At 71.2% G+C, this 26,430-nt stretch carries 22 protein-coding genes; 6 read left to right on the top strand and 16 right to left on the bottom strand.

What is annotated here, in order from left to right; genetic code table 11:
* Positions 1 to 44 precede the first annotated feature (44 nt).
* The 3 genes from O1G22_RS09280 to O1G22_RS09270 all read right to left on the bottom strand — a co-directional run bounded on the left by O1G22_RS09280 (position 45) and on the right by O1G22_RS09270 (position 4,899).
* On the bottom strand, positions 45 to 836 hold the full coding sequence (locus tag O1G22_RS09280) for a S1 family peptidase (protein WP_270080896.1): 792 nt from the start codon (positions 834 to 836) through the stop codon (positions 45 to 47).
* Positions 837 to 1,080: 244 nt separating this feature from the next.
* The gene (locus O1G22_RS09275; protein WP_270080895.1) at positions 1,081 to 3,900 is read right to left on the bottom strand and encodes an ATP-binding protein; all 2,820 of its coding nucleotides are present in this window, start codon (positions 3,898 to 3,900) and stop codon (positions 1,081 to 1,083) included.
* Between the two features lie 168 nt (positions 3,901 to 4,068).
* On the bottom strand, positions 4,069 to 4,899 hold the full coding sequence (locus O1G22_RS09270) for a helix-turn-helix transcriptional regulator (protein WP_270080894.1): 831 nt from the start codon (positions 4,897 to 4,899) through the stop codon (positions 4,069 to 4,071).
* A gap of 117 nt (positions 4,900 to 5,016) precedes the next feature.
* On the opposite strand from O1G22_RS09270, the gene O1G22_RS09265 reads away from it, so the two are divergent.
* Complete coding sequence (locus tag O1G22_RS09265) at positions 5,017 to 6,687, top strand: AMP-binding protein (RefSeq protein ID WP_270080893.1); 1,671 nt, start codon at positions 5,017 to 5,019, stop codon at positions 6,685 to 6,687.
* On the top strand, positions 6,684 to 8,282 hold the full coding sequence (locus O1G22_RS09260; RefSeq protein ID WP_270080892.1) for an AMP-binding protein: 1,599 nt from the start codon (positions 6,684 to 6,686) through the stop codon (positions 8,280 to 8,282). The genes O1G22_RS09265 and O1G22_RS09260 overlap by 4 nt, the downstream gene beginning before the upstream one ends.
* Positions 8,283 to 8,480: 198 nt before the next feature.
* On the opposite strand, the gene O1G22_RS09255 is transcribed toward O1G22_RS09260, so the two are convergent.
* Positions 8,481 to 9,182 carry a hypothetical protein gene (locus tag O1G22_RS09255; protein WP_270080891.1) on the bottom strand — a complete coding sequence of 234 codons (702 nt, stop codon included), beginning with the start codon at positions 9,180 to 9,182 and terminating at the stop codon, positions 8,481 to 8,483.
* Positions 9,183 to 9,418: 236 nt separating this feature from the next.
* Here O1G22_RS09255 and gcl point away from each other — a divergent pair, with 236 nt between their 5' ends.
* On the top strand, positions 9,419 to 11,206 hold the full coding sequence (gcl, locus tag O1G22_RS09250; RefSeq protein ID WP_270080890.1) for a glyoxylate carboligase: 1,788 nt from the start codon (positions 9,419 to 9,421) through the stop codon (positions 11,204 to 11,206).
* 150 nt (positions 11,207 to 11,356) lie between these two features.
* Here the strand turns inward: gcl and O1G22_RS09245 are convergent, their stop codons facing one another.
* From O1G22_RS09245 to O1G22_RS09190, 12 genes are all read right to left on the bottom strand, one after another.
* Positions 11,357 to 11,590: a hypothetical protein gene (locus O1G22_RS09245; RefSeq protein ID WP_158926183.1), complete on the bottom strand. Its 234-nt coding sequence runs from the start codon at positions 11,588 to 11,590 to the stop codon at positions 11,357 to 11,359.
* Between the two features lie 357 nt (positions 11,591 to 11,947).
* The gene (locus tag O1G22_RS09240; protein ID WP_270080889.1) at positions 11,948 to 13,420 is read right to left on the bottom strand and encodes a catalase; all 1,473 of its coding nucleotides are present in this window, start codon (positions 13,418 to 13,420) and stop codon (positions 11,948 to 11,950) included.
* A gap of 185 nt (positions 13,421 to 13,605) precedes the next feature.
* On the bottom strand, positions 13,606 to 14,499 hold the full coding sequence (locus O1G22_RS09235) for a 2-hydroxy-3-oxopropionate reductase (RefSeq protein ID WP_270080888.1): 894 nt from the start codon (positions 14,497 to 14,499) through the stop codon (positions 13,606 to 13,608).
* 43 nt (positions 14,500 to 14,542) lie between these two features.
* Positions 14,543 to 15,400, bottom strand: a complete 858-nt coding sequence (locus O1G22_RS09230; RefSeq protein ID WP_270080887.1) for a TIM barrel protein — start codon at positions 15,398 to 15,400, stop codon at positions 14,543 to 14,545.
* 168 nt (positions 15,401 to 15,568) lie between these two features.
* A complete protein-coding gene (locus tag O1G22_RS09225; RefSeq protein ID WP_270080886.1) occupies positions 15,569 to 16,726 on the bottom strand; it encodes a sodium:calcium antiporter in 1,158 nt (385 codons plus the stop codon).
* Complete coding sequence (pqqE, locus tag O1G22_RS09220; protein WP_270080885.1) at positions 16,680 to 17,771, bottom strand: pyrroloquinoline quinone biosynthesis protein PqqE; 1,092 nt, start codon at positions 17,769 to 17,771, stop codon at positions 16,680 to 16,682. The genes O1G22_RS09225 and pqqE overlap by 47 nt, the downstream gene beginning before the upstream one ends.
* On the bottom strand, positions 17,764 to 18,060 hold the full coding sequence (gene pqqD / locus O1G22_RS09215; protein ID WP_270080884.1) for a pyrroloquinoline quinone biosynthesis peptide chaperone PqqD: 297 nt from the start codon (positions 18,058 to 18,060) through the stop codon (positions 17,764 to 17,766). Before pqqD ends, pqqE begins: the two co-directional genes overlap by 8 nt.
* Positions 18,026 to 18,718: a pyrroloquinoline-quinone synthase PqqC gene (gene pqqC, locus O1G22_RS09210; protein WP_270080883.1), complete on the bottom strand. Its 693-nt coding sequence runs from the start codon at positions 18,716 to 18,718 to the stop codon at positions 18,026 to 18,028. Before pqqC ends, pqqD begins: the two co-directional genes overlap by 35 nt.
* Positions 18,719 to 18,734: 16 nt before the next feature.
* A complete protein-coding gene (gene pqqB, locus O1G22_RS09205) occupies positions 18,735 to 19,685 on the bottom strand; it encodes a pyrroloquinoline quinone biosynthesis protein PqqB (RefSeq protein ID WP_270080882.1) in 951 nt (316 codons plus the stop codon).
* Complete coding sequence (pqqA, locus tag O1G22_RS09200) at positions 19,682 to 19,807, bottom strand: pyrroloquinoline quinone precursor peptide PqqA (RefSeq protein WP_270080881.1); 126 nt, start codon at positions 19,805 to 19,807, stop codon at positions 19,682 to 19,684. The genes pqqB and pqqA overlap by 4 nt, the downstream gene beginning before the upstream one ends.
* Positions 19,808 to 19,849: 42 nt before the next feature.
* Positions 19,850 to 21,526 (bottom strand): PQQ-dependent dehydrogenase, methanol/ethanol family, encoded by a 1,677-nt coding sequence (locus O1G22_RS09195; RefSeq protein WP_270080880.1) that lies wholly within the window; start codon positions 21,524 to 21,526, stop codon positions 19,850 to 19,852.
* Positions 21,527 to 21,577: 51 nt separating this feature from the next.
* Positions 21,578 to 22,027: an MSMEG_3727 family PQQ-associated protein gene (locus O1G22_RS09190; RefSeq protein WP_270080879.1), complete on the bottom strand. Its 450-nt coding sequence runs from the start codon at positions 22,025 to 22,027 to the stop codon at positions 21,578 to 21,580.
* A 623-nt stretch (positions 22,028 to 22,650) separates the two neighbouring features.
* Between O1G22_RS09190 and O1G22_RS09185 the strand changes: the two genes are divergently transcribed.
* From O1G22_RS09185 to O1G22_RS09175, 3 genes are all read left to right on the top strand, one after another.
* Entirely contained in the window at positions 22,651 to 25,521 is a 2,871-nt protein-coding gene (locus O1G22_RS09185; RefSeq protein WP_487416689.1) for a SpoIIE family protein phosphatase, read from the top strand.
* 125 nt (positions 25,522 to 25,646) lie between these two features.
* Positions 25,647 to 25,898: a thiamine-binding protein gene (locus O1G22_RS09180; RefSeq protein ID WP_270080877.1), complete on the top strand. Its 252-nt coding sequence runs from the start codon at positions 25,647 to 25,649 to the stop codon at positions 25,896 to 25,898.
* Positions 25,895 to 26,263, top strand: a complete 369-nt coding sequence (locus tag O1G22_RS09175) for a helix-turn-helix domain-containing protein (protein ID WP_270080876.1) — start codon at positions 25,895 to 25,897, stop codon at positions 26,261 to 26,263. The genes O1G22_RS09180 and O1G22_RS09175 overlap by 4 nt, the downstream gene beginning before the upstream one ends.
* The last annotated feature ends 167 nt before the right edge of the window (positions 26,264 to 26,430 follow it).

Raw genomic sequence — 26,430 nt, 5'->3', positions numbered from 1 at the left:
CCCTGGCATCTACCTGAGGGATGCTCAGGTGTTCTCTTTCCCGGTCACGAGGTGACCTGCGTGGTCACCAGGTCCGAGAAGGTGGTCAGCCGGGTGTAGACACCCGGGTAACCGGCCTCCGCGCACCCCTCGCCCCAGGAAGTGATCCCTGCCAGGACGCCCCCGATGAGCAGGGGACCGCCGCTGTCGCCCTGGCAGGTGTCAACGCCACCGGACGTGTATCCGGCGCAGACCATGTCGGACTGGACGAAGTCCGAACCGTAGGAGCTCTTGCAGCCGGCGTCGGCCACGACCGGGACGGTCGCGGTCCGCAGCTGGTTGGAGGAGCCGCCGTTCTCCGAGGTGGTGCCCCAGCCCAGGATGCGGGCCGTGGCGCCGGCCGCGTACACCCCGGTGTCCGAGGCGGAGACGTACTTCGCCGGCGTGTACGGCATCGCCGTCGACAGGGTCAGCACCGCCACGTCGTTGCCGCTGGTGGCGTCCGTGTACTTCGGGTTCACCCAGATCTTGCTGACCTTGCCCACCGTGCCGTCGGTGCCGTTCAGATAGGTCCGGCCGCCGACCACCCGGACGCTGCCGGCCGACTCGCCGACCATGCAGTGCGCGGCCGTCACGACCTTCGTGGCGGCCACCAGGGTGCCGCCGCAGAACTGGCTGCCGGAGGCATCCGTGATCTGCATGACGAACGGGTACGCCGTCGTCGTGGTGGTCGTACCGCCGACGATGGGCTGCGGGGCCGCGCTCGCCGTGGGGGAGGCGATGACCGCGGTCGCCGCGGCGGCGGCACAGGCCACCAGCGTCGCGGCGGTCCGTCTGGCACGTGTGAGGCCGAACATGTGGCTCCTCAGGGGGTTGCACCGGTGGGGGGTTCGCACGGGCGTGGGGGGTGTGCACGAGGGTGGGGGTCCCCCCTGGTCGAGCGAAGTCGAGAGCTCGGGGGAGGGACCGACCCCCGTGTGCCCGGGCGAGCGGCACGCCCCTTACGCTAGGACCCGGAACCCTCGGCTCCCAATGAGGGAACCCCCTAGGGGGGCGGGTGAGGGAAAACCCTCGGTCCGGTTCAGTTAACCGGCCGCGCTGTCACTTCGCGCGGCGAGCCGCCGCCAATCGGACGATGTCCACCCGCGATCGGATCCCCAGTTTGCGGTAGACCCGGGTCAGGGTCGCCTCCACCGTCTTGACGCTGATGAACAGCCGGGCGGCGATCTCCCGGTTGGTGGCGCCCTCCATGACCAGCGCCGCGACCTGACGCTCCATCGCGGCCAGCACAGCGAGCGCGTCCAGGGCGTCCGCCGCGGCCGGCACCGGCTCCCGCTCGGGGGCGGTGAGGGCCTCGTCCACCTGGCGCAGCCAGGGCAGTGCCCGGCAGCGGCGGAACATCCGGGTGGCCTCGTCGTACGCCGGTGATCCGGGCCGTCTGCCGCGCAGCCGGGCCAGCGCGAACGCGGCCCGTGCCTCTTCCAGTCCGTAGCCGAGCTTGCCGAGCCGGTCCTGAGCGGACGTCAGCTGGGCCACCGCCGCCTCCAGCTCGCCCTGCGCGGCCCGCACCAGCGCCTCGGACCGGTCGAGCACGGCGAGGACGCTCTCCCGGCCCAGCCGCAGCGCGTGCTCCCGGCTCACGTCGATGACGTCCTGCGCCTCCGCCGGTTCACCGATCCGGACCAGCGCCTCGGCCAGATCGCCCTGCCAGCGGCCGCGCGCCGGGTCGGTGATGCCGAGCCCCAGCTCCAGCCGGCGCACCCGGCGCAGCGAGCGCACCGTGCCCGCCGGGTCCCCGGCCACCAGCTGGGCGTACCCGAGGGCGCCCAGGGCCCGGGAGAGATACATCTGGTCGCCGTCCTCCTCGGCGTGCTGCACCGCCTCCTGGGCCAGTGCCAGGGCCCGGACCACGTCACCGCCGGAGGCCTCCGCGAGCGAGGTCAGCATCGCCGAGGCGGTCTCGCCGATCCCCGAGTCCCGGGCGAGCCGCAGGCTGTCGCGGGCCAGCTCCAGGGCGCGCCCGCAGTGCCCGGCGCGCAGTTCGGTCTCGGCGAGGCCGCGCAGGAAGTGCACCTCGCTCTCCACCGAGCCGCGCCGGCGCACCTCGCGCAGCAGCCCGGTGACCGTCGCTCTCGCCTCCGTCAGCTGGTCGCCCATGACCAGCCAGCGGAACCGGGCGCTGAGCGCCCCGTTGTGATGCCAGGCCACCCGGGGGTCCTGAGGCTCCTTCAGGGCCCGCTTGATGGTGCGGGGCGCCTCCGGATGGCCCATCAGGGTCTCGGTCTGCGCCTGGAAGGCGAGCGAGAGCAGTTCGGTGCGCCGCTCGCCGCCGCGCGCGGCCAGCTCGGCGGCGTGCGCGGCGGCCTGCCGGGCCTCGGTGAAGTCGCCCGACACGATGAGTGCTCGCCAGGCCAGCTGGTAGTGGACCAGGGCCAGCAGCCGGGGATCGTCACCGGCGTCCGCGAGGGCCTGCGGGAAGACGGCGTCCACCTCGGCCATGGTGTGCCCGGCGCTGTCGATCACGATCATCCAGGCCCGCACCCGGTCGGCCGGCACCGCCGTCCTGCTCAGCACCTCCCGGGCGATGTCCCGGGCCAGGTCCAGCTCGCCCGCGGTGATGGCGTCCTCGGCGGCCTGCAGCCGGCGCTCCCCCTGGCTCGGTGTGCCGTCGGCCGGGGTGTGCCGGGCGGCGAGCAGTCCCAGCTGGGCCGCGACCGAGGGGGCGCCCCGGTCCCGGGCCAGGGCGGCGGCCTCGGCGAGCCGGGCGGCCACCTCCGGATCGGCGCCGGTGCTCGCCAGGGCCAGATGCCGGGCCCGCTCGATCGGGTCGGAGGCGGCCGTGGAGAGCGCCGCGTGCGCGGCGCGCCGCTCGGGGGCGGGCGCCTCGGCGTACAGCGCGGCGGAGATCAGCGGATGAGCGAACCGTACGGCGGGGGCGTCGGACTCGGTGGCCAGCAGCCCGAGTTCGGCGGCCTGGGCACACTCGGCCTCGGCGTTGGTCCGGCCGGCCGCGTGCAGCAGCGCCGGGGTGGGTCTGGCGCCGGCGCTGGCCACCAGCAGGGTGCGGCGGGCCTCGACGGACAGCATGTCCAGGCGGCTGAGCACCAGGGCGCGCAGGCTGGTCGGCACCGGCAGCGGCTCGCCCGGCCGGGGCGGGGTGGGGCTCTCGGCGAGGGCGCGGCCGAGCTCCAGGGCGAACAGCGGGTTGCCGGCGGAGGTGCGGTGGATCTCGCGGACCGTGGAGCGGGGCAGGCCACCGTGGCCGCGGTGGTCGAGCAACTGGGCGACCTGGGTGCGGGTCAGCGCGCCGAGCCGGACCGCGAGGGTGCCCGGCGGGCAGGCGCGCAGGTGCCGGTCGTACTCCTGGCTCTCGGTGCCCTCGGTGCGCACCGCGCACAGCAGCTGCACCGGGGTGCCCTCCAGGCGCCGGGCGGCGAAACCGAGCAGTTCGGCGCTGGCCGGGTCCAGCCACTGCAGGTCGTCGGCGACGACGAGGACACCGCCCCGCTCGGCCAGCGCGCGCAGCGCGGAGAGCACGGCGAGGCGCAGCGCGAGCCCGTCGCGCTGGAGGCTGGACTCGCCGCGGCCGGTGAGCGCCGACTCCAGGGCGGTGCGCTGGGCGGCGGGCAGCCGCGGGGAGACCTCGTCGAGGACCAGACCGAGGAGGTCCGCGAGCGCCAGGAAGGGAAGGTGGGATTCCGACTCGGTGGCCGAGCAGCGCAGCACGGTGTGCGCGGCGGCGCCGTATTCCTCGGCCAATGCCCGCAGCACCGTCGATTTCCCTATTCCGGCGGGACCGTGGAGCAGCACACTGCCGCCCGAGGCGAGCTGGTCCCGGGCGCCGGTGAACAGCTCCTCGCGGCCGATGACCAGGTCGGGGCGGCACCTGGCAGGCTCCTGGAAGTCCCGTCGCACGGTCACCGCTCCCCTCGTGTGTCGTGTTCTGGCCAAATTCTAGGCAACGATCCCTGAAATTCAGACGGGCGCCATGGTGAGGGAAATAACAGAAGGACAGGCACGGGAAAATACAAGGCGTGCCCGCTTGAATAGGCAGGTTTCTTGACTGCTGTCGCGGCCGGCCCGGAGCGGCTACGGCAGCAGCCCCGCCCTGCGGGCCGCGGTCACCGCCTCCCCTCGGGTGTGGGCGCCCAGCTTCCGCATCGCCGAACGCAGATAGCCCTTGACCGTCTCCGGCCGCAGACCCAGCCGGTCGGCCACCGCGGCGTTGGTGGCTCCGGCCGCCACCCAGGACAGCACGTCGAGTTCACGCGGCGCCAGACTCGCACCGGCCGTCGGGCGGGGCGCGGTCAGCAGCCCACACGCGGCCAGCAGTTCCGCCCGCAGCTCCGGGTCCGCGATCCGGGGCGCGAGCGAGCGCAGCGCCGCGTGCGCCTCGCGCACCTGCTCCCAGGCCGCGCCCCGGTCGGCTACGGCCGGCTCCGGCCGCGCCGACGCCAGCAGTTCCCGCGCCTCGTCCCGCACCACCAGCGTCTGCTCCACGTCCCGGGCGACGGCCATGGCCGCGCCCAGCGTGCGGTCGCCGAGCGGCTGGACCGAGCGCAGCGCGCCGTACAGCACCCCCCGCACCCGGCGCCGCACCACCACCGGCACCGCGAGCACCGAGCGGATGCCCTCCGCCGCCACCTGGACGTCGTACTCGTGGCTGATCTCCCGCGAGACCGAGTAGTCCGTCACCGCGCACGGCCGGGCCAGTGCCACCGCCTTGCCGCCGAGCCCGTTGCCGGAGGTCACCGCGAGCGCGCGCAGCGAGGACGTGCGCGTGCCGCTCAGCTCGCTGATCCGGATCTGCGGCCGGCCGGGCTCCAGCAGTCCGCCGAAGGCGACCGGGAGCCCGGTCGCCCGTCGCAGCCGGGCAAGCGCGCCGCTGATCTCCACTGCCCCCGCCACGTCTGCTGTCACCTGGTTCGCCCTTTCGGTCGTCCACACCCCCGTTCGGGGGTAGTGAGACCTGCATCACGGATTAGACGATGCCAGAGAGCCGCCCGGCAATGGTCCGGAACAGCAAGGAGTTGTGCGATGACGACGGTGACTGAGGCGTTCCGTGCCGCCCGGGACTTCCTGTTGGAACACCGCGAGGACTATGCCACCGCCTACGCGGGCTTCACCTGGCCGCGGCCCGCGCACTTCAACTGGGCGCTGGACTGGTTCGACGCGATCGCCGCCGGCAACGACCGGACCGCGCTGCACATCGTCGAGGAAGACGGCGGCGAGACCAAGCTGTCCTTCGCGGAGCTGGCCGAACGCTCGAACCGGGTCGCGAACCACCTGCGCGCCCGGGGTGTCCGCGCCGAGGACCGCGTCCTGGTCATGCTCGGCAACCAGGCCGAGCTGTGGGAGACCGCGCTGGCCGCGATGAAGCTGCGCGCGGTCGTCATCCCGGCCACCCCGCTGCTCGGCCCGGCCGACCTGCGCGACCGCGTCGACCGGGGCCGGGTCAGGCACGTGATCGTACGGGCCGAGGACACCGCCAAGTTCGCCGAGGTGCCCGGCCGCTACACACGGATCAGTGTCGGAGGCCCGGCGCAGGGCTGGGAGGCGTACGAGGACGCGTACACCGCGCCCGCCGCGTTCGCGCCCGACGGCCCGACCCTGGCCGACGACCCGCTGATGCTCTACTTCACCTCCGGTACGACCGCCCGCCCCAAGCTGGTCGAGCACACCCACACCTCGTACCCCATCGGGCATCTGGCGACCATGTACTGGATCGGCCTGAAACCCGGCGACGTCCACCTGAACATCTCCTCGCCCGGCTGGGCCAAGCACGCCTGGTCCAACCTGTTCGCGCCGTGGAACGCCGAGGCGACCGTCTTCATCCACAACTACACGCGCTTCGACGCGGGCCGGCTGATGGCCGAGATGGACCGGCACAAGGTGACCTCCTTCTGCGCTCCGCCGACGGTGTGGCGGATGCTGATCCAGGCCGACCTCGCCCAGCTGCGCACCCCGCCCCGGGAGGTCGTCGCCGCCGGGGAACCGCTGAACCCCGAGGTGATCGAGCAGGTCCGGCGGGCCTGGGGCGTCACCATCCGGGACGGCTTCGGGCAGACCGAGACCGCCGTGCAGGTCTCCAACAGCCCCGGACAGCTGCTCAAGACCGGTTCCATGGGCCGGCCGAGCCCCGGCTACCGCGTCGAACTCCTCGACCCGGTCTCCGGCGCGCCCGGCGCCACCGAGGGCGAGCTCGCCCTCGACCTGTCCGAGCGCCCGGTCGGCCTGATGACCGGCTACCACGGCGACCCGGACCGTACGGCGGAGGCGATGGCCGGCGGCTACTACCGCACCGGCGACATCGCCGCCCGCGACGCGGACGGCTATCTGACCTACGTCGGCCGCGCGGACGACGTCTTCAAGGCCTCCGACTACAAGATCAGCCCGTTCGAGCTGGAGAGCGCGCTGCTGGAGCACGCGGCGGTCGCCGAGGCGGCCGTCGTGCCCGCGCCGGACGAGCTGCGGCTCGCGGTGCCGAAGGCGTACGTCGTCCTCGCCGAGGGCTACGAGCCCGGCCCGGACACCGCGAAGGTCCTCTTCGAGCACTCCCGCCAGGTGCTCGCCCCCTACAAGCGCATCCGCCGGCTGGAGTTCGGCGCCCTGCCCAAGACCGTCTCCGGCAAGATCCGCCGCATCGAGCTGCGCGAGGCCACGGCCGAGGGCTCCGCGAACGAGTACCGCGAGGAGGACTTCCGGTGACCGCTGAGCTGTCGTACACGCACGGAACCGGTTCCACCGCCCTGCTCGGCGACACCATCGGCGCCAACCTGGACCGGGCCGTGGCCACCTGGCCGGACCGTGAGGCGCTGGTCGACGTCCCCTCGGGGCGGCGCTGGACGTACGCCGAATTCGGTGCGGCCGTCGAGGAGTTGGCGCAGGCGCTGGCCGCGAGCGGAGTCGGCAAGGGCGACCGGGTGGGCATCTGGGCGGTCAACTGCCCGGAGTGGGTGCTGGTGCAGTACGCCACCGCCCGCATCGGCGCGATCATGGTGAACATCAACCCGGCCTACCGCACCCACGAGGTCGAGTACGTCCTGAAACAGGCGGGGATCTCCCTGCTGTTCGCCTCCCTCAGCCACAAGACCAGCGACTACCGGGCGATGGTGCAGGAGGTGCGGGGCCGGTGCCCCGAGCTGCGCGAGGTCGTGTACATCGGCGACCCGAGCTGGGAGGCGCTGCTGAGGCGGGGGACCGGCGACGCCCCGTACCCGGAACTGTCCTGCGACGACCCCATCAACATCCAGTACACCTCGGGGACCACCGGCTTCCCCAAGGGCGCCACCCTGTCCCACCACAACATCCTCAACAACGGCTACTTCGTGGGGGAGCTGGTCTCCTACACGGAGCAGGACCGGATCTGCGTGCCCGTCCCCTTCTACCACTGCTTCGGCATGGTGATGGGCAATCTGGCGGCCACCTCGCACGGCGCCTGCGTGGTCATCCCGGCCCCCTCCTTCGAGCCGGCGGCCACCCTTGAGGCGGTGCAGCGGGAGCGCTGTACGTCCCTGTACGGCGTGCCGACGATGTTCATCGCGGAGCTGAACCTCCCCGACTTCGCCTCCTACGACCTGTCGACCCTGCGCACCGGCATCATGGCGGGCTCGCCCTGCCCGGTGGAGGTGATGAAACGGGTCGTCGCCGAGATGCACATGGCGGAGGTCTCCATCTGCTACGGCATGACCGAGACCTCGCCGGTGTCCCTCCAGACCCGGGTCGACGACGACCTGGAGCACCGCACCGCCACCGTCGGCCGGGTGCTGCCGCACCTGGAGGTCAAGGTCGTCGACCCGGCCACCGGGGTCACCCGGCCCCGGGGCACGGCGGGGGAGCTGTGCACCCGCGGCTACAGCGTGATGCTCGGCTACTGGAACGAGCCCGGGAAAACCGCCGAGGCGGTCGACGCGGGCCGCTGGATGCACACCGGGGACCTGGCGGTGATGCGGGAGGACGGGTATGTCGAGATCGTCGGCCGGATCAAGGACATGATCATCCGGGGCGGCGAGAACATCTACCCGCGCGAGATCGAGGAGTTCCTCTACGCCCACCCCAAGATCAAGGACGTCCAGGTCGTCGGGGTGCCGCACGAGACGTACGGCGAGGAGGTCCTCGCCTGTGTCATCCCGCGCGACCCCGACGCCCCGCCCACCCTGGAGGAGGTGCGCGCCTTCTGCGAGGGCCGGCTCGCGCACTACAAGGTCCCGGCCCGGCTGCGGATTCTGGAGGCCTTCCCGATGACGGTGAGCGGAAAGGTCCGCAAGATCGAACTGCGGGAGGGGTACGCCGACGTTCCTTGACCGCTGCTGAGCGCTCCGCTGGAAGTGCCGCGACGTGTAGTGGGTCGTCTGCGGCTCCATCGTGGCTGGTCGCTCCCCCAAGCTCTCAACTTCGTTCGAGCAGGGAGGTACCCCCATCGCGGCGGTAGCCGCAAATCAGGTACAGCCCCGCGCCCCTTTGGGGCGCGACCGAACCGCAGTCGACTTTGCCCGACTTGCTTAAGCAATGGTGCGCTTGCTCGCGGCATGCGCATGCGTGTTGACCGGTCGGGGTGTCCCTGAGGGGTCCAGGACGAACAGGGGGACGCGCAGGCGGTCCGCCCTGCTGCGGGCGTCGTCCGTGTAGCCGGCCAGGGAGAAGTACACGCAGTCGGTGGACTCCGTCATCGCCGTCAGCCACAGGCACTCCACGTCGCGTGGCGCCGCCGGGCGGACGGTCGGGTCCACCTGGGCGAGCAGCCCGGGCGCGGCGAGGCCGATGCCCTGCGGCGGCCGCTGGTCGGCCCGGCGGATGTCGCGATAGCCGAGCCAGCGCAGATAGAGCGCGGCGGCGGTGACGGCGTCCCGGGCGGTGTGGATGGGGCGGGGCCTGAAGCGCGGGCGGGCGGTACGGGCCTCGGGGCCGGCCGCGGCCGGGGGGACACCGCTGTCCGCCGAAGGCGTCGTCGTCACCGCGATGCGCAGGACCGTGCCGCACGGGCAGCCCAGTTCCGGGTGGGGCCACTGATTGCCGCGTCCGCAGGCCGCGCAGGGCACGGTGAGCCACTCGTCGTCCCAGGCACGGTGGGCCGTCACGGCCGGTTCGGCGGCCGGGTCCAGCCGTGGGGCGGTGGGGGCGCCGCACGCGCACGGATAGGACGGCGCGCGGTAGACGTGGTCGCGCCGGCAGGCCGGACAGCGCACCGGCACGCTCTCGGGCATGGTCCCACCCACTCCCACGGTGTCATCTCGGGACCGCCCCATCGTCCTCCTGCCGCACCCCGCCTGTCCGGCACTTGGCCTCTCTTGACGGCACACGCGCACCCCCCTACATTGCTTCCAGATAGTAGAAATTAAATTCCGCATTGCGAAAGTAATGCGGAGGTCGACTCTGGAGACTGTGCTCACCGCGGGGCGCGACGGGAGTACGCATCCGACAGCCGAAGCAGGAGTACTCGATGGCTCGTATGACCGCTGCCCGAGCGGCAGTTGAGATCCTCAAGCGCGAGGGCGTCACCGACGCCTTCGGTGTGCCGGGCGCGGCGATCAACCCCTTCTACAAGGCGCTCAAGGAGGGTGGCGGCATCACCCACACCCTCGCCCGCCATGTCGAGGGCGCCTCCCACATGGCCGAGGGCTACACCCGTACCGAGCCGGGCAACATCGGCGTCTGCATCGGTACCTCCGGCCCGGCCGGCACCGACATGATCACCGGTCTCTACTCGGCCATCGGTGACTCCATCCCGATCCTGTGCATCACGGGCCAGGCGCCCACCAGCGTGATCCACAAGGAGGACTTCCAGGCCGTCGACATCGCCTCGATCGCCAAGCCGGTCACGAAAATGGCGGTCACCGTCCTGGAGGCCGCGCAGGTCCCCGGCGTCTTCCAGCAGGCCTTCCACCTGATGCGCTCCGGCCGTCCCGGCCCGGTCCTGATCGACCTGCCGATCGACGTCCAGCTGACCGAGATCGAGTTCGACCCGGAGACGTACGAGCCGCTGCCGGTCTACAAGCCGGCCGCGACCCGCGCCCAGATCGAGAAGGCGATCTCCTTCCTGCTGGCCTCCGAGCGCCCGGTCATCGTCGCCGGCGGCGGCATCATCGGCGCCGACGCGGCCGAGCTGCTGGTGGAGTTCGCCGAGCTGACGCAGACGCCGGTCATCCCGACCCTGATGGGCTGGGGCACGCTGTCCGACGACCACGAGCTGAACGCCGGCATGGTCGGCGTCCAGACCTCGCACCGGTACGGCAACGCCAACTTCCTGGAGTCGGACTTCGTCCTCGGCATCGGCAACCGCTGGGCCAACCGCCACACCGGCTACAAGCTCGACGTCTACCGGGGCGAGCGAAAGTTCGTCCACGTCGACATCGAGCCCACCCAGATCGGCAAGATCTTCCCGCCTGACTACGGTGTCGTCTCCGACGCCAAGGCCGCGCTGGAGCTGTTCATCGAGGTCGCCAAGGAGCTGAAGGCCGAGGGCAAGCTCCCCGACCGCTCCGCGTGGGTGGCCTCCACCCAGGAGCGCAAGGCCACGCTGCTGCGCCGTACGCACTTCGACAACGTGCCGATGAAGCCGCAGCGTGTGTACGAGGAGATGAACAAGGCCTTCGGCCCGGACACCCGTTACGTCACCACCATCGGCCTCTCCCAGATCGCCGGCGCGCAGATGCTGCACGTCTACAAGCCGCGCCACTGGATCAACTGCGGCCAGGCCGGCCCGCTCGGCTGGACCATCCCGGCCGCGATCGGCGTCGCCAAGGCCGACCCGGACTCCCCGGTCGTCGCCCTGTCCGGTGACTACGACTTCCAGTTCCTGATCGAGGAGCTGGCGGTCGCCGCCCAGCACCGGATCCCCTACGTCCACGTGCTGGTGAACAACGCCTACCTGGGCCTGATCCGCCAGGCGCAGATCGGCCTGGACATCAACTTCCAGGTCAACCTGGAGTTCGAGAACATCAACACGCCGGAGATCGGCGTCTACGGCGTGGACCACGTCAAGGTCGCCGAGGGCCTGGGCTGCAAGGCGATCCGGGTCACCGAGCCGGACCAGCTGGGCGCGGCCTTCGAGCAGGCGAAGAAGCTGGCCGCCGAGTACCGGGTGCCGGTCGTCGTCGAGGCGATCCTGGAGCGGATCACGAACATCTCGATGAGCCGCACCATGGACATCAGCGACATCTCCGAGTTCGAGGACCTGGCCACCGAGCCGGGTCACGCACCGACGTCGATCAAGCCGCTGAAGGTCTGACGGCCGTAGCGCACCGGCCGAGGGCGGCCCGTCCGGAAGGACGGGCCGCCCTTCGGTGTTCCCGCATGCCTGAACACCCCCCTGCGGCCGCTCCAGGGCGCCCTGCGCCTCTCGCCCTGTGCCTCTTGTGTGCCTCTTCCCGTACCTCCCCTATACCTCGTGTTCCGACAGCCCCGGCCAGTCGTCGGGGCCGCCGCCCTGCCACTCGATCAGGTCGCTCTCCTCGACCTCGATCCGGTCCAGGTCGGCCAGCCGCAGGATCTCGACGACGTCGTCCAGATGGGAGGCGATCCCCAGGGTCACGTCCCCTTCTGTGACCCGCCGGGAGCCGTCCAGGGCCGGGGAGTGGACCACGATGTGCGGATACTGCGTCGGATTGCCCATGCCTTCAGCGTCCTGCGGGCAACGCGGATGCGCACGCCGAGCCCGGGCAGTCCGTGCTCGGGCAACGCGAAAGCGCCCCCTGGGTCAGGGGGCGCTTCGTCGGTGTCATGTGGCCGTCCGGCGGCGCGAGGCTGGGCGCGACAGGTCGTTCGCGCCGCCGGACGGAGTCCGTGTTTGGCTGGGACCGCGGCGGATGCAACGGTCCGGGGCACCTTCCCCTCAGGTCGAAGAAGGAGGCCCAGGACCTTCACCACCGCACTGGCTCGCACGCCGCCGCGGTCCTCGCCTCGCCCGCGAGCTGTTCCGACCAGCCACCCCTCATCCGGGCCGTTCGGCTGCCGCGGGCTGTCCGTGGCCTCAGTCCTCGCGCAGGGCGCGGACCGCCTCCTCCACCCGCTTGCCGTACTCCGGGTCGGCGGCGTGGAAGTGGGCCAGGTTCTTCTCGATCACGTCGTCGCGGGTGACCTGCGACAGGCCGCCGGCGATGTTCGCGATCAGGCGGGACTTCTCGTCCTCGGACATCAGCCGGTACAGCTCACCGGCCTGGTAGAAGTCGTCGTCCTTGGTGTGCAGGGGAGCGGTGTGGTTGCCGGTGTGGCCCGAGACCGCCAGCGGGGCGGACAGCGGGCGGCCGGTCTCCACCGGGCCGTCGTAGGAGTTCGGCTCGTAGTTCTTGGCGTGACGGCCCTGGCCGTTGACCGCCATGAAGCCGTCGCGGCCGTAGTTCTGCGCGGTCGTCGCCTTCGGGGCGTTGACGGCCAGCAGGGTGTGGTTGACGCCCAGGCGGTAGCGGTGCGCGTCCGCGTAGGCGAACAGGCGGCCCTGGAGCATCTTGTCGGGGGAGGGACCGATGCCCGGAACGAAGTTGTTCGGGGAGAACGCGGCCTGCTCGACCTCGGCGAAGACGTTGTCCGGGTTGCGGTCGAGGACCAGGCGGCCCACGCGCTGCAGCGGGTAGTCCTTGTGCGGCCAGACCTTGGTCAGGTCGAACGGGTTGAAGCGGTAGTCGGCCGCCTCGGCCGCCGGCATGATCTGCACGTACAGGGTCCAGGACGGGTGCACCCCGCGCTCGATGGCCTGGAGCAGGTCCGTCTGGTGCGAATTGGGGTCCTTGCCCGCCAGCTCCGCGGCCTGCTCGCTGCTCAAGGACCGGATGCCCTGGTTGGTCTTGAAGTGGTACTTGACGAAGAAGGCCTCGCCTTCCGCGTTCGTCCACTGGTAGGTGTGCGAGCCGTAGCCGTTCATGTGGCGGTACGACGCCGGGATGCCGCGGTCGCCCATCAGCCAGGTCACCTGGTGCGTGGCCTCGGGGGCGTGTGCCCAGAAGTCCCAGACGTTGTCCGGCTCCTGACGGCCCGTGAACGGGTCGCGCTTCTGCGAGTGGATGAAGTCGGGGAACTTGATCGGGTCCTTGATGAAGAACACCGGGGTGTTGTTGCCGACGAGGTCGTAGTTGCCCTCCGCGGTGTAGAACTTCACCGCGAAGCCGCGCGGGTCACGTACCGCGTCCGCGCCGCCGAGGGAGTCGGCGACCGTCGAGAAGCGCAGGAACACCTCGGTGCGCTTGCCGATCTCGCTCAGGAAGTCGGCGTGCGTGTACCCGGTGACGTCGTCCGTCACCTCGAAGTGACCGTAGGCGCCGGAGCCACGGGCGTGCACCACGCGCTCCGGGATGCGCTCGCGGTTGAAGCGCGCGAGCTTCTCCAGGAGGTGCTGGTCCTGGAGCAGGAGCGGGCCGCCGGCACCGGCGGAGGCGGAGTTCTGGTTGTCTGCGACCGGGGCGCCGGACTCCGTGGTGAGAGTTCGCGCCGTGAGCACGCGCTTCGACATCAGGGACCTTCCGTACGAGGGGCAGCGGAAAACTGTTTCCGCTTTGTGGAGCCTAAGTTCGGGCCTTCCGGGCGTCAACAGTTTGTTGAAGTTCGGGGCCGGGGGATGTGTTCCGGGCCGCGGCGGCGCCTGGGCGCGACAGGACAGGTGTCAGCGCCGCCGCGGCCCGGAAGTCTCGGGGTGGGTCAGACCTGGGCGCCGGACAGGCGCTCCACGGCCCGCAGCAGGGCCGAGTGGTCCAGGCCGCCGTCGCCCTGGGCGCGCAGCGAGGCGACCAGCTGGGCGACCACGGCGCCGACCGGCAGGGCCGCGCCGACGTTGCGGGCGGCGTCGGTGACGATGCCCATGTCCTTGTGGTGCAGGTCGATGCGGAAGCCCGGCTTGAAGTCGCGGTTCAGGAAGTTGTCCTTCTTCCGCGTCAGCACGGTCGAGCCGGCCAGGCCGCCGTTGAGGACGTCCAGCGCGGCCGCGAGGTCCACGCCCGACTTCTCCAGGAAGACCACGGCCTCGGCGCACGCCTGGATGTTCACGGCGACGATCAGCTGGTTGGCCGCCTTCACGGTCTGGCCGGAGCCGTGCGGGCCGCACAGCACGATGGTCTTGCCGAGCGCCTCGAAGAGGGGCTTCGCGATGCCGAAGTCGGCCTGCTCGCCGCCGACCATGATCGACAGCACGGCCTCGATGGCACCGGCCTCGCCGCCGGACACCGGGGCGTCGAGCACCCGGATGCCCTTGTCCTTCGCGGCCTTCGCCAGGTCCACGGAGGTCTGCGGGGTGATCGAGGACATGTCGATCAGCAGGGCGCCCTGCCGCGCGTTCTCCAGGATGCCGTCGGGGCCGTAGGAGATGGCCTCGACCTGCGGGGACGCGGGCACCATCGTGATGATCACGTCGGCGTCCCGCACGGCCTCGGCGATCGAGGAGGCGGCCGTGCCGCCGGCGGCGGCCAGGCGGTCCAGCTTGTCCTGCTCCAGGGTGAAGCCGGTGACCTGGTAACCCGCCTTGATCAGGTTCTCGGACATGGGGGAGCCCATGATGCCGAGGCCGATCCAGGCGATCTTGGGAAGGGCGTTGCTCATGATTGCGGGTACCTCTCTCAACTGCTGTGCAAAGTCGGGGGGTTCAGCGGGCGGCGCGGGCCTCGCGCGGGAGCCAGTCGAAGGCCTCGGCGCTCGGGCGGTCACCGGGCTTGTACTCCAGGCCCACCCGGCCGTCGTAACCCGCCTTCCTCAGCCGGCCGAGCAGCTCCTCCAGCGGGAGCGAGCCGGTGCCGGGGGCGCCGCGGCCGGGGTTGTCGGCGATCTGGACGTGGCCGGTCTTCGCGGCGTAACTCTCGATGACCGACGGCAGGTCCTCGCCGTTCATGGACAGGTGGTACAGGTCCATCAGGAACTTCGCGTTCCCGAGGCCCGTCGCCTCGTTGACCTTGTCCACCACCGCGACGGCGGCGGGCGCGCTCACCAGGGGGTAGCGCGGGGACTCGGGCTGGTTCAGCGCCTCGATCAGCAGGATCGCGCCGATCCGGTCGGCCGCGCGGGCCGCGAGGACCAGGTTCTCCAGGGCGAGCGCGTCCTGCTCGGCCGGGTCCACGCCCTCGACGCGGTTGCCGTAGAGCGCGTTCAGGGCCGTGCAGCCGAGGGAGGCGGCGAAGTCCGCCGCCACGTCGATGTTGGCGCGGAACCTCTCCGACTCCGCACCGGGGATGGACAGGGCGCCGCGGTCCGGGCCCGGCAGCTGTCCGGCGTAGAAGTTCAGGCCCGTGAGCTGGACGCCCGCGTCCTCGATCGCCTTCTTCAGAGCGTCGAGCTCGGACTGCTCGGGGGTGGGGGAGTCGACCCAGGGCCACCACAGCTCGACCGCCGTGAAGCCCGCCGCGGCGGCGGCCGCGGGGCGCTCCAGGAGCGGGAGTTCCGTGAAGAGGATCGACAGGTTGACGTTGAAGCGCTGGTCTGCGGCTGTGCTCCATCCAAAACCTGGCATCGGGGGCCGCGCTCCCTTCCGTGTCGAGATTCCGTATTGCGGAAGTTTGTTTCTGCGTAATGGAAGATTGCCTGTGACCGGGGGCGACTGTCAAGGGCGGGCACGAAAAAGTGACCCTGCGGGCCGCGCCCCTGGCACCCCTGAGTGCCCCCGTGGATCGGTGTGCCGTCAGGGTGTGTCGACCGGAGCGGCCCCGAACTCGACGAAGCTGACCACCCAGTAGGCGACGTAGAGAGCGAGCAGCGTGAGACCGTGCCAGCGCCTCAGCCGCCCCGTGGAGACGAAATACGCTGCGAGCCCGTTCACCACGACGAGTGCGGGCACATGCCAGGTCAGTACGTTCGGGCCGAGGAGAACGCTGCCTGCCAGGAGAACGATGCCGAGTTTCCCCGTGACCGAGAAGACGACACTTCCGATGACGTTTCCGACCCCGATCTCCGGCGCTCCCTTACGGGCGGGCTCCACCGTCAGGAAGACGTCCTCGATGGTCAGCACGACGGTCGTGATCGTCGCCCCGAAGACGGTTCCCTGGAGTCCGTAGGTCTGCAGGACGCCCTTGGTCCCGATGCCCGTGACCGCGGAGCCGATGACGAGACCCGCGAGTGCCGGCACCGCCGACCCGAGCCCGGTCCAGCCGGACCTTCGGCCCACTTCGGCGAGGAGCGTGCCCGTGGCGGAGCGCTGCCGCATTCCCCCACCCGCCCGTGCTCCTCCGCCGGTCCATTCGGCCGCGCTCGCGCAGGTGTCCCCCTCCCGCGGGGCCGGTGCGCCGTCGCCGGATCCTCGGACGACGGCGTAGGCCTCGTACATCTCCGCATCACGGAAGACCGGTGTGTCGTCCCTCGTCTCCCGGACCGCGATGTAGGCGATGAACAGTCCGAACAGCCCCAGGAGCGCGATGCCGTCGACAGCGGTGAGCCGTGCGGCCGACGCGCACACGATCATCACGAGGGGCGCGCCGGCGAAGATGAGGACGTAATCGCGCGGAACGTCGACGCGGGTGGGCGTGAGGATCGCGGCCAGCGCGAGTACGACTCCTGTCATCGAGAGCGCGGTCCCGATCACCATGCCCAGGGCGACCCCGCCGAGGTCTTCGAGGTTGAGCGTGACACCGAGGACCACGTCGTCGAACTCGATGCCCGTGAAGACGACGGAGATCAGGAAGAGGGAGATGCCGAAGCCGCTCGCGATCCCGACGAGGTGGCGGATCAGCTTTTCCGCGCTGTACACCAGCAGCGCGGCCCCGACGGCGAACAGCAGGATCGAGGGCACCGCGGACTCACACCGAGCGGCCCGGATGCGGTCGGGGAGCGAGTACGGCGTCATGTGCGTGGTCCGCCTCGTCGGCGGCCCGCACCGCCGCTGCCACGATCCCGTGATCGGGGGACAGGTGGCAGACCGGATCGGTGCGGGCGGCGTCGCCGGTCAGCAGGAACGCCTGGCAGCGGCACCCGCCGAAGTCGACCTCGCGGCGCTCGCAGCTACGGCAGGGTTCCGGCATCCAGTCCGTTCCGCGAAAGCGCTGGAACAGCGGTGACCGCTCCCAGATCCAGGCCAGGGAGTGCTCGCGTACGCCGGCGCGGGGGAGGGGCAGTGCGTGGGCGGGCGGACAGGGGAGGACGTCACCGCCCGGTTCCACGGTGAGCTGCCGCCGGCCCCAGCCGCCCATGCAGGGTTTCGGGTACAGGTTGTGGTAGTCGGGGATGACGTAGACGACCTCCATCCGTCCCCTGAGGCGTTCGCGGGCCGCGCGCACCACCGGCTCGGCGCGCTCCAGCTGGGCCCTGCTCGGCAGGAGCCCGTCGCGGTTGTGCCAGGCCCAGCCGTAGTACTGGGTGTTGGCCAGCTCGATGCGGTCGGCCGCCAGCTCCTCGGCCAGGCCGAGGATGCGCTCGACGCGGTCGATGGTGTGCCGGTGGAGGACCACGTTCAGCGTGAGGGGCCAGCCCAGCTCCTTCACCAGCCGGGCCGCCGCTGTCTTGCGCGCGAAGGACGGCGTGCCGGCGATGCGGTCGGAGAGCGCCGGCTCGTCGGCCTGGATGCTGATCTGCACGTGGTCGAGGCCCGCGGCGCGCAGCTGCTCGGCGCGGCGCGGCGAGAGACCGACCGCGCTCGTGATGAGGTTGGTGTACAGCCCCAGCTCGTGGGCGCCGTGCACGATCTCGACGAGATCGCGGCGCCGCAGCGGCTCACCGCCCGAGAGGTGCAGGTGCAGCACCCCCAGCTCGGCCGCCTCGGCCACCACCCTCCTCCACTCCCGGGTCGTCAACTCCGTGCGGGGGTCGGCGAGGTCCAGCGGGTTGGAGCAGTACGGGCAGTGCAGCGGGCAGGCATGGGTGAGCTCGGCCAGCAGTCCGAAGGGCCTATCCATCGCCGACCTCCACACATCGTCGAGCGGCCAGGCGGGCGAGGAAGAACCGGACCTCGTCGCCGGCCACGCGGTCGTACCGTCCGCTCAGCTCCGCCACGATGCCGGCGACGGTCCGCTCTCCGTCGCACAGTCCCAGGACCGCCGCTCCGGTGCCGTTGAGGACGGTGACCGCCTCCGGCGCCAGCAGGACGTGCCGTTCCCGCGTCGGGTCGAACATCAGTCGGACATGCGGCGCCAGCCGGGGGCGGTCCGCATCACCGACCGTCCGCACAGGATCGTTCGATGGCATCCAGCACACTCCACAGGACGTCGCATTTGAAGGACAGTGCGGCCAGGGCTCCTGCCTGCTCGTCCGCGCTCCGGCAGTACTCCGTCACCACCCGCAGGGCGTGCTCGCAGTCGCGGGGAGCCTGGGTCAGACGGGCCCGGAAGTAGGCGAGTCCCTGACGGTCGATCCAGGGGTAGTGGCGTTCGAACGCGGCGAGGCGTTCGGCCATCAGGTCCGGCGCGAACAACTCGGTCAGCGACGAGGCCACCGCCTCGGTCCACGGCCGGGTGCGGGCGAAGGTGACATAGGCGTCGACGGCGAACCGCACCCCGGGGACGACGTGCCGCTCGTCCTCCATCTCCTCCCGCGTCAGCCCCAGGGCTTCGCCCAGCCGCAGCCAGGCCTCGATGCCACCCTCCCCCTCCGCCGTACCGTCGTGGTCGATGATGCGCTGGATCCAGCGGCGGCGGACCTCTCGATGCGGGCAGTTGGCGAGGATGGCCGCGTCCTTGTGGGGCAGGTTCTTCTGGTAGTAGAAGCGGTTGGCGGCCCAGCCCTGGAGCTGCTGCCGGCTGAGCCCTCCCTCGTTCATCCTGCGGTGGAAGGGATGACGGTCGTGGTAGCGGCGAGAGTGCCCGCGCAGCGCCGCCACGAAGCCCTCGGTGTCCGTTGTCGTCACCAGTCACCACCCGCCCTCAGATCCGCAGCTCCAGCCCGTCCGCGGCGACTTCCATGCCGTGCCGCTCGAGGGTGCGCCGCTGCGGCGAGTCCTCAAGCAGGATCGGGTTGGTGTTGTTGATGTGGATGTAGATCTTGCGCTCGACGGGGAGCGGTGACAGCTGCTCCAGGCTGCCACCGGGACCGTCGATGGGCAGATGCCCCATCTCCCGCGCGGTCCTGCCCGCCCTGCCGAGCCGGATCAACTCGTCGTCGTACCAGCACGTTCCGTCGACGAGCAGACAGGCGCAGTCGGCGAACTGGCCATGCACCCGAGGCGTGAACTCCTGCACACCGGGCAGGTAGACCAGGGCCCGGCCGCTGCGCTCGTCGGTCAGGCGGTAGCCCACGACCCGCCCCTGCCCGTTCCCCCCGCCCGAGCCGAAGCGTGCCCTCTTCGTCGTGGGAACGTCGAACGCCCGGTACGACAGCCCGTTCCCCAGGGGTACGTCGGCCTGCGGTTCGACCGGGTGCCACGTGACGGGGCAGTAGGCGACCAGCGTCCTCAGCAGCGAGGTTCCGTCGTACAGCGTGTCGTGCACCGCCTTGGTGGCGTGGAGCTCGATGCCGCCGCCCGATTCCCGCAGCAGCAGCAGACCGAGCGTGTGATCGAGCTCGGCATCGGTGAGCACCACGACCTGCGGGGGTACCGCCCTGCCACCGCCCAGGCCGCCGGTGGGGTGCAGGGCGGGGAAGGACTCGATCTGGGCCCGGACGTCCGGGGAGGCGTTGAACAGGAACCATCTCCGCCCGTCGGGGCTCACGGCGATCGACGACTGGGTGCGCGCTCGGCAGGGCCGGGAACCGTCCCGCACCGCGCGGCAGGGGGGACAGGCGCAGTTCCACTGCGGGAATCCGCCCCCGGCCGCCGAACCCAGCACCCGCACCCACATGTCGATCCGCCGTCCTTTCGCGGCCCGGGCCGTCACTGGTCGTCGGACTCCCAGACGCCCATGTAGGCGGTCACCTCGGCCGACACCCTGATCTCCTCGAAGGCAGGGGCCTCCCACTCGTCCCGGTGGGCCTGGTCGACAACGCTTTCCTGGTCCATGGCTGTCACCTCCTCACTGATGACGTGGAGTCTGCGGCACCCTCAGGGCAGGGCGAACGCGAACACGGCGTCGCCGTGGGAGGCTCCCAGCAGCCCGGGTGCGAACCCGTCGACCCAGCCTCCCCAGCCCACCGGCACGGCGATGAACTGCCGTCCGTCGACGCTGTAGGCCGTCGGGCTGCTGTGGTGGCCGCTGCCCGTCTGGAACTGCCACAGCAGCTCCCCGGTGCGTGCGTCGAACGCGTCGAACTCTCCCGACGGCTCCCCGGCGAACACCAGGTCGCCGCCCGTGGCCAGTACCGAGGCGCACATCGGCAACTCGGCGCGCCACCGCCACACCTCCTCGCCCGTGGCGGCGGAGACTGCCTTCACGAATCCCTGCATGTCCCTCGCGTCCACGGTGACGCTCGCCCCCCAGTAGGCGATGCTCTCCTTGAACTCCCGGGGCCGCAGCGTCACTTCGGCGCCGACGTCCTGTACCGGCACGTAGAACAGGCCCGTCCGCGGGCTGTAGGCGGCGTGCGTCCATTCCTTGGCCCCCGCCGGCCCCGGCCAGAAGCGGACGGGCTCGCCCTCCTTCTCGGGGAACACCTTGCGCGTCACGTTGCCCGCGGTGTCGATCTCGCCCCAGGTGATGCGTTCGCCGAAGGGCGTCGCGCGGACCAGTTCGCCGTTCGTCCGGTTCAGCGTGAAGAGGTATCCGTTCTTGTCGAAGTGGGCCAGCAGTTTCTGCCCGTCCAGGTCGTAGAGGATGCTCTCCATGTTGCTGTCGTAGTCCCACACGTCGTGCGGGGTGCACTGGTAGTGCCAGCGTATGGAGCCGTCGTCCGGATCCACGGCGAGGACGCTGTCGGTGTGGAGGTTGTCGCCCTCACGGACGCTTCCGTCGAAGTCGGGTGCCGGATTGCCGGTTCCCCAGTACAGGAGGTTCAGCTCCGGGTCGTAGGTGCCGGTGACCCAGGTGTTGCCGCCGCCCCGCGCCCAGGCCGGGCCGTCCGGCCAGGTCTCCGACCCCGGCTCGCCGGGCTTGGGCACGGTGTAGGTGCGCCAGGCGCGCTCTCCGCTGTCGAGGAAGAAGGCGTCCAGGTGGCCGCGTACCCCGAATTCGCCACCGGAACTGCCCACGATGACTTTGTCCTTCACCACGAGGGGAGCGACGGTGGCGCTCTCGCCCGCCCGCACATCACCGTTCGTCACGTTCCATACGCGCTCGCCGGTGGTGGCGTCGAGGGCGATCAGATGGGCGTTGGGGGTGACGAAGAAGACCTTTCCGTCCGCCACGGCGACCCCGCGGTTGACGTTGCCGCAGCACAGAGACACGTCGAAGGGGACCGCGTGTTTGTACTGCCACAGCGCCCGGCCCGTCGCGGCGTCGAGGGCCCAGACCCAGCCGTCCCAGCCCGAGATGTACATGACCCCGTCCACGACGATCGGCGAGGCCTCGAACGCGTAGGTCGACGGGCCCGCGTGCGGGCCGGCCGAGCCGAACTGGAACACCCACGCGGGAACGAGGTGCTTGACGTTCTCCGGGGTGATCCGGTCCAGCGGGCTGTACCGCTGCCCGTCGTACGCACCGTAGTAGGTCAGCCAGTTCTGCGGTTCCGAGCGGGCCCGGAGAATGCGCTCGTAGGTGACGTCCTGCGCCACCGGAGGCGCGGTCCCGACCATGGTGCTCAGTTCGGCGAAATTCACGGCCTGTGGTGCCTGAATGTATTCCACGGGAACCACCTTCCCGGGTGGCGTGTGCTGGGCGGCCTTTCCCCGGTCCTGCTAGGGCCGTGGCTGCTGCGGGCGGTCGAGGCGGGCCTCCTGCGGAACGTCCCCCAGTACGGCGATCACTCCCACGAGACCGCGGCCCTCGTCGTTGCCGATGTTGGAGCCGAACCAGTAGTAGCCCGGGCCGTCGAGGTTGATCACGGTCGTTCCCCGTGCGTAGACCGGGAGCCCCATCCATTTGCTGTCGCCGTTGCTCGGCAGGAGCGCACAGTGCGTGTTCGTGTCGTCGTTGACGAGCTCGATCTCCAGGTCGCCGCCATGCGGCATGACGATGATCGAGGGCTCCCACGCCAGTTCGTCCGGCGGTATGCGGACCCGGGCGTGCAGACGGCCGTCGGGGCCCTCCTCGGCGTGCCCGAGGCCTCCGTGGACGATCAGCCGGCCCAGTATCGCCTTGTTCTGTCCGTACAAATCCGGCAGTTCCTGCTCCGCTCCGGTCGTCATCGGCTCGACCTCCTGTCCCCCTACGGCATCCCGCCGGGGTATGAGAATCAGTTGGCGCCGGGTTCGTGCACGACCCTGGGAAGCATGGTCGCGGTGCTCTTCGAAGCCCGCGACCCACTCAACGACAGATATCACGTCCCGGTGGCACTCTCAATTTTTACGAGGTGACCACTCACCTTCCCGAGACACTTCACGGCTCTTGGAAATCGGCGTCCAGGTCGTGCCGGGAGCGCCAACCACCTTTTTCATAAAGGAGTTTGACGGCATATCAATGTTCATTTCTTTTCCGAACGATGTCCCGCCGGCCCGCCGAACGAGGCTGCCGTCCCGCGCTCCGCCGGAGGCTCGGCGATGCCCGGCGGTGCCTGGGCCGGGCGACCTCGTGATCATGCGACCGGCGGCGTGACCGCCGTGGCCGTCCGCGCGTCGGCGGCTCCCGGGGACCTCTTCCGAGCGCCCACCGGGACCGGGCCCGACGGAGCGGCACTGCCGGTTCGCGAGGGTCCCCGGCCTCTGCGCATTTGGTTGTGAACCGCGCCATAATGGGCTGTGCGCGGAGGGTTCCCTGAAACGGCCCGAAAGGCGGTCCGTGACGGGACCTCCAGGCGAGGGAAGTGAGCGGGGTGTCGGTCGCCTGGGACGACATCGGCGGACTCGCCGATGCCCATGACCGTTTTCTGGCTGGTGCACGAGTCGAAACAGACGTACGGAGTCCGGTCCTTGAGTCCTGGAAGCGGTCCAGGTCCGAAGGGGTGGAGCCGCACCGGGTGCTGCTGCCGTATGCCTCTGGACTCGTGTTGGACGACCGTCTCATGCGCGCGATCGACCCGGTGCTGAAGGACCTGACCGCGTCACTCGCCGACGTGAACATGGTGGTCGCGCTCTGCGACGCGCAGGCCCGCATGGTGGGGCGGTACGGCGGTGGCCGACAGCTGCTCGAACGCCTCGACAACATCAACTTCGCCCCCGGTTTCGACGCCTCGGAGCGGGCCGCGGGCACCAATGGCGTCGGTACGGCACTGGCCGGGCGGGGCCCGATCTATCTCGCCGGCCGTGAGCACTTCGCCGACTGCCTGCAGCCGTTCACCTGCGCGGGCGCACCCGTCCGCGACCCCCTCAGCGGGCGCATCGAGGCCGTCCTCGACCTCACCTGCCTGCGTGGCGACGGCGACCCCGCCATGCTGCGACTGGTGCGGCAGGCTGCCCGCGACATCGAGGCGCGGCTGCTGGAACAGGCCACGGAGCGGGAACGGGCGCTGCTCGCCGCGTACCAGCGGGCCTGCGGCGAGGCGGGCGGCGCCGGTGGCCGGCCGCAGCGGTCCCAGGTACTCCCAGGTCGCGGCCCCGAGGGCGGCAGCCTCGGCCGGATCGACCTGGCCGTACTGCGGGAGAAGGCCGAGGAGCTCCTCGCCTCGCCTCAGCGCACCCTCGACGAAGTGGTCCTGCCCGGAGGGAGGGTCGTCGCGCTGCTGCGTCGCCAGGTCATGGGAGCGGCGGGTGAGACGGGTGCGGTCGTCGAGGCCAGGGTCATCGGCGGCCCGAGCCTGCGCCATGCCGGACTCACCGTGCCGGCCGAGTCGGCGCCCCTGACCGTCCCCCTGGCGCCGCCCTCCACGGTGACCAGGCGGGCCGGAACACCCCCGGCCCCCCCACATGCCGGACCGCCGTCCCTGCCGACGGCAGCGGCGTCGCCCGCACCCACCGTGGTCGGCCCGCAACCCCGGACCCGGGCCGGAACCGACGGGAACGGCAGCGGCCCCGGCTCGGCCGACGGCTGGGTGCTGCTCGTCGGCGAGCCCGGCGTCGGCCGGCTGGCCGTACTGGCCCGCAAGCGCCTGGAACTGCTGCACGACGCCAGCGTGCACATCGGCACCACCCTGGACGTCACCCGCACCGCGGAGGAACTGGTGGAGGTGGCCGTACCCCGGTTCGCCGACTTCGTGGTCGTCGATCTGCCCGACTCCGTGCTGCTCGGCGAGGAGCCGGGGCCGCTCGGCGGCGACACCCAGCTGCGCCGGGTCGCGGCGGGCACCGTGCGTGAGGAACTGCCCGTGTACGGCGTCGGCGACCCCGTACGGTACGTTCGGTCCACCCCACAGGTCCGCTGCCTGGAGACCGGGACGCCCGTGCTCGAACCCGTCCTGGCCGACGCCGAGGGCTGGATCGCCCAGGATCCGGCACGGTTCGGGCAGGCGATCGCGAAGGGTATCCACTCCCTGATCACGGTGCCCCTGCGGGCCCGCGGCACGATCCTCGGCGTGGCGAGCTTCTACCGCTCCGAGAAGCCCGCCCCCTTCGAGGACGACGACCTGTCCCTCGCCCATGAACTGGCCGGCCGCGCAGCGATCTGCATCGACAACGCCCGCCGCTACACGCGCGAGCACAACACCGCCCTCGCCCTGCAGCGCAGCCTCCTGCCCCGGGGGCGGCCCGAGCCGACCGCCGTCGAGGTCGCCTGCCGCTACCTGCCCGCACAGGCCGGGGTGGGCGGCGACTGGTTCGACGTCATCCCGCTGTCCGGTGCCCGGGTGGCGCTGGTGGTCGGCGACGTGGTCGGGCACGGGCTGCACGCCGCGGCCACCATGGGCCGGCTGCGCACCGCGGTGCACAACTTCTGCGCCCTGGACCTGCAGCCGGACGAACTGCTCACGCAGCTGGACGACCTGGTCGGGGGCCTCGACCGAGGTGAGGGCTGGGCGATGGAGCCCAGTTACCCGGACTCCGGAATCGCCGGCGCGACCTGCCTGTACGCCGTGTACGACCCGGTGTCCCGGCGGTGCACCCTCACCCGTGCCGGACACCCCCAGCCCGCGGTGGTCGGGCCCGACGGCACGGCGGAGTTCGTCGACCTGCCGCCGGGGCCGCCGCTCGGACTCGGCGGCATGCCCTTCGAGACCGTCGAGCTGGAGCTGGCCGAGGGCAGTCAACTGGTGCTGTACACCGACGGCCTGGTCGAGGACCGGGTCCGTGACATCGATATCGGCCTGGACAAGCTCCGCGCCGTCCTGGCCTGCGCCGACCGGGCGCCGGAAGACACCTGCGAGGCCGTCCTGGACGCGCTGCTCCCGGCCCGCCCGAAGGACGACGTGGCCCTGCTGGTCGCCCGCACGCACGCCCTGGCGCCGGAGCGGGTCGCCGAGTGGGAGTGGCCGCGCGACCCGGCGATCGTCTCCAGCTGCCGCGCGGCGGTCACCGAGCAGCTGGCCGCCTGGGGCCTGGACGAACTGGCCTTCACCACCGAACTGATCGCCAGCGAGCTGGTCACCAACGCCATCCGGCACGCGAGCGGTCCGGTCCGCCTGCGCCTGCTTCGCGACCGGGCGCTGATCTGCGAGGTCTCCGACGGAAGCAGCACGTCGCCCAGGCTGCGCCGCGCCCGGAGCACGGACGAGGGCGGCCGTGGACTCTTCCTCGTCGCCCAGCTCACCGAGCGCTGGGGAACCCGCTACACCATGGACGGCAAGGTCATCTGGACCGAACAGCCCCTGCCGTGACCGAGGTGATGGGTCCCGGTCCCGCGGGCAGCAGGAGCCCCGGGTCGGTTAGAGTCGCTGCTGGGCGGTGCCCCGCAATGGTCCGTCCAGACAAAAGCGCAGGTCAGGACGGCTTTGGGGGCAGTATGCGATTGCGAGTGGAGTTCACGACCGAACCCTTCGATCTCGACGAGGCGCCCGCGCACGCGCTGGTGGCCCGACAGGTCATCGAGGCGGCGGACCTGGACGCGGTGGACGTCGGCCCGTTCGGCAACACCGCCGAAGGGAGCGCCGACAGCGTGCTCACCGCCGTGGACGCGCTGCTGCGCAAGACCCTGGAGGCCGGTGCCACCCGGGTGTCGCTGCAGGTCAACGTGATCGAGGAGAGCGACAGGTGACCGGCGCCGGGGACGAGCCCTTCATCACGGCGGTGAAGCCGCTGGTCGACGCCATGGGCGGGGAGCTGATCCCGCCCGACGCGGCCGGCCCCGAGGACGTCGTGCTCGCCTGGCAGGGCGCCGACGTCGTCGCCGTACGCCTGCCTCAGCTCGCCGACTCTCTCGACCACATCCTCGCCGCCATGGAGCGCCGGCAGGGCAGGCCGCTGGCCGACCTGGACCGCAAGGCCAAGCAGGAGGTCGTACGGATACTGGAGGCGCGGGGCGCGTTCGCCGTGCGGCACGGTGTGGAGACCGTGGCGAGCGCGCTGGGCGTCAGCCGCTTCACTGTCTACAACTACCTCAACCGGGACAAGGGGGCATAGCGGCCCGAGGCGGCGCGGGGCTGTATGGATGTGCGGCTCCGCCGCGATGGGGGTACCTCCCTGCTCGAACGAAGTTGAGAGCTTGGGGGAGCGACCGGCCACGACGGCGCAGCAGGTGCATGACGGTGGTCGGCAGCCCCCGGTGGGCGCCCGGCCACCCCGGGGAG

This window comes from Streptomyces camelliae (genome assembly GCF_027625935.1).
Lineage (GTDB): Bacteria > Actinomycetota > Actinomycetes > Streptomycetales > Streptomycetaceae > Streptomyces > Streptomyces camelliae.
Note: the sequence above shows the minus strand (reverse complement) of the source record. Positions and strands in the feature narration are given on the sequence as shown.

Bases quoted from the DNA above. Each gene is read 5' to 3' on its own strand.
- O1G22_RS09280 (WP_270080896.1), bottom strand. From the start codon at position 836: ATGTTCGGCCTCACACGTGCCAGACGGACCGCCGCGACGCTGGTGGCC.
- O1G22_RS09265 (WP_270080893.1), top strand. From the start codon at position 5,017: ATGACGACGGTGACTGAGGCGTTCCGTGCCGCCCGGGACTTCCTGTTG.
- O1G22_RS09255 (WP_270080891.1), bottom strand. From the start codon at position 9,182: ATGCCCGAGAGCGTGCCGGTGCGCTGTCCGGCCTGCCGGCGCGACCAC.
- gcl (WP_270080890.1), top strand. From the start codon at position 9,419: ATGGCTCGTATGACCGCTGCCCGAGCGGCAGTTGAGATCCTCAAGCGC.
- O1G22_RS09245 (WP_158926183.1), bottom strand. From the start codon at position 11,590: ATGGGCAATCCGACGCAGTATCCGCACATCGTGGTCCACTCCCCGGCC.
- O1G22_RS09240 (WP_270080889.1), bottom strand. From the start codon at position 13,420: ATGTCGAAGCGCGTGCTCACGGCGCGAACTCTCACCACGGAGTCCGGC.
- O1G22_RS09235 (WP_270080888.1), bottom strand. From the start codon at position 14,499: ATGAGCAACGCCCTTCCCAAGATCGCCTGGATCGGCCTCGGCATCATG.
- O1G22_RS09230 (WP_270080887.1), bottom strand. From the start codon at position 15,400: ATGCCAGGTTTTGGATGGAGCACAGCCGCAGACCAGCGCTTCAACGTC.
- O1G22_RS09225 (WP_270080886.1), bottom strand. From the start codon at position 16,726: ATGACGCCGTACTCGCTCCCCGACCGCATCCGGGCCGCTCGGTGTGAG.
- pqqE (WP_270080885.1), bottom strand. From the start codon at position 17,771: ATGGATAGGCCCTTCGGACTGCTGGCCGAGCTCACCCATGCCTGCCCG.
- pqqD (WP_270080884.1), bottom strand. From the start codon at position 18,060: ATGCCATCGAACGATCCTGTGCGGACGGTCGGTGATGCGGACCGCCCC.
- pqqA (WP_270080881.1), bottom strand. From the start codon at position 19,807: ATGGACCAGGAAAGCGTTGTCGACCAGGCCCACCGGGACGAGTGGGAG.
- O1G22_RS09190 (WP_270080879.1), bottom strand. From the start codon at position 22,027: ATGACGACCGGAGCGGAGCAGGAACTGCCGGATTTGTACGGACAGAAC.
- O1G22_RS09180 (WP_270080877.1), top strand. From the start codon at position 25,647: ATGCGATTGCGAGTGGAGTTCACGACCGAACCCTTCGATCTCGACGAG.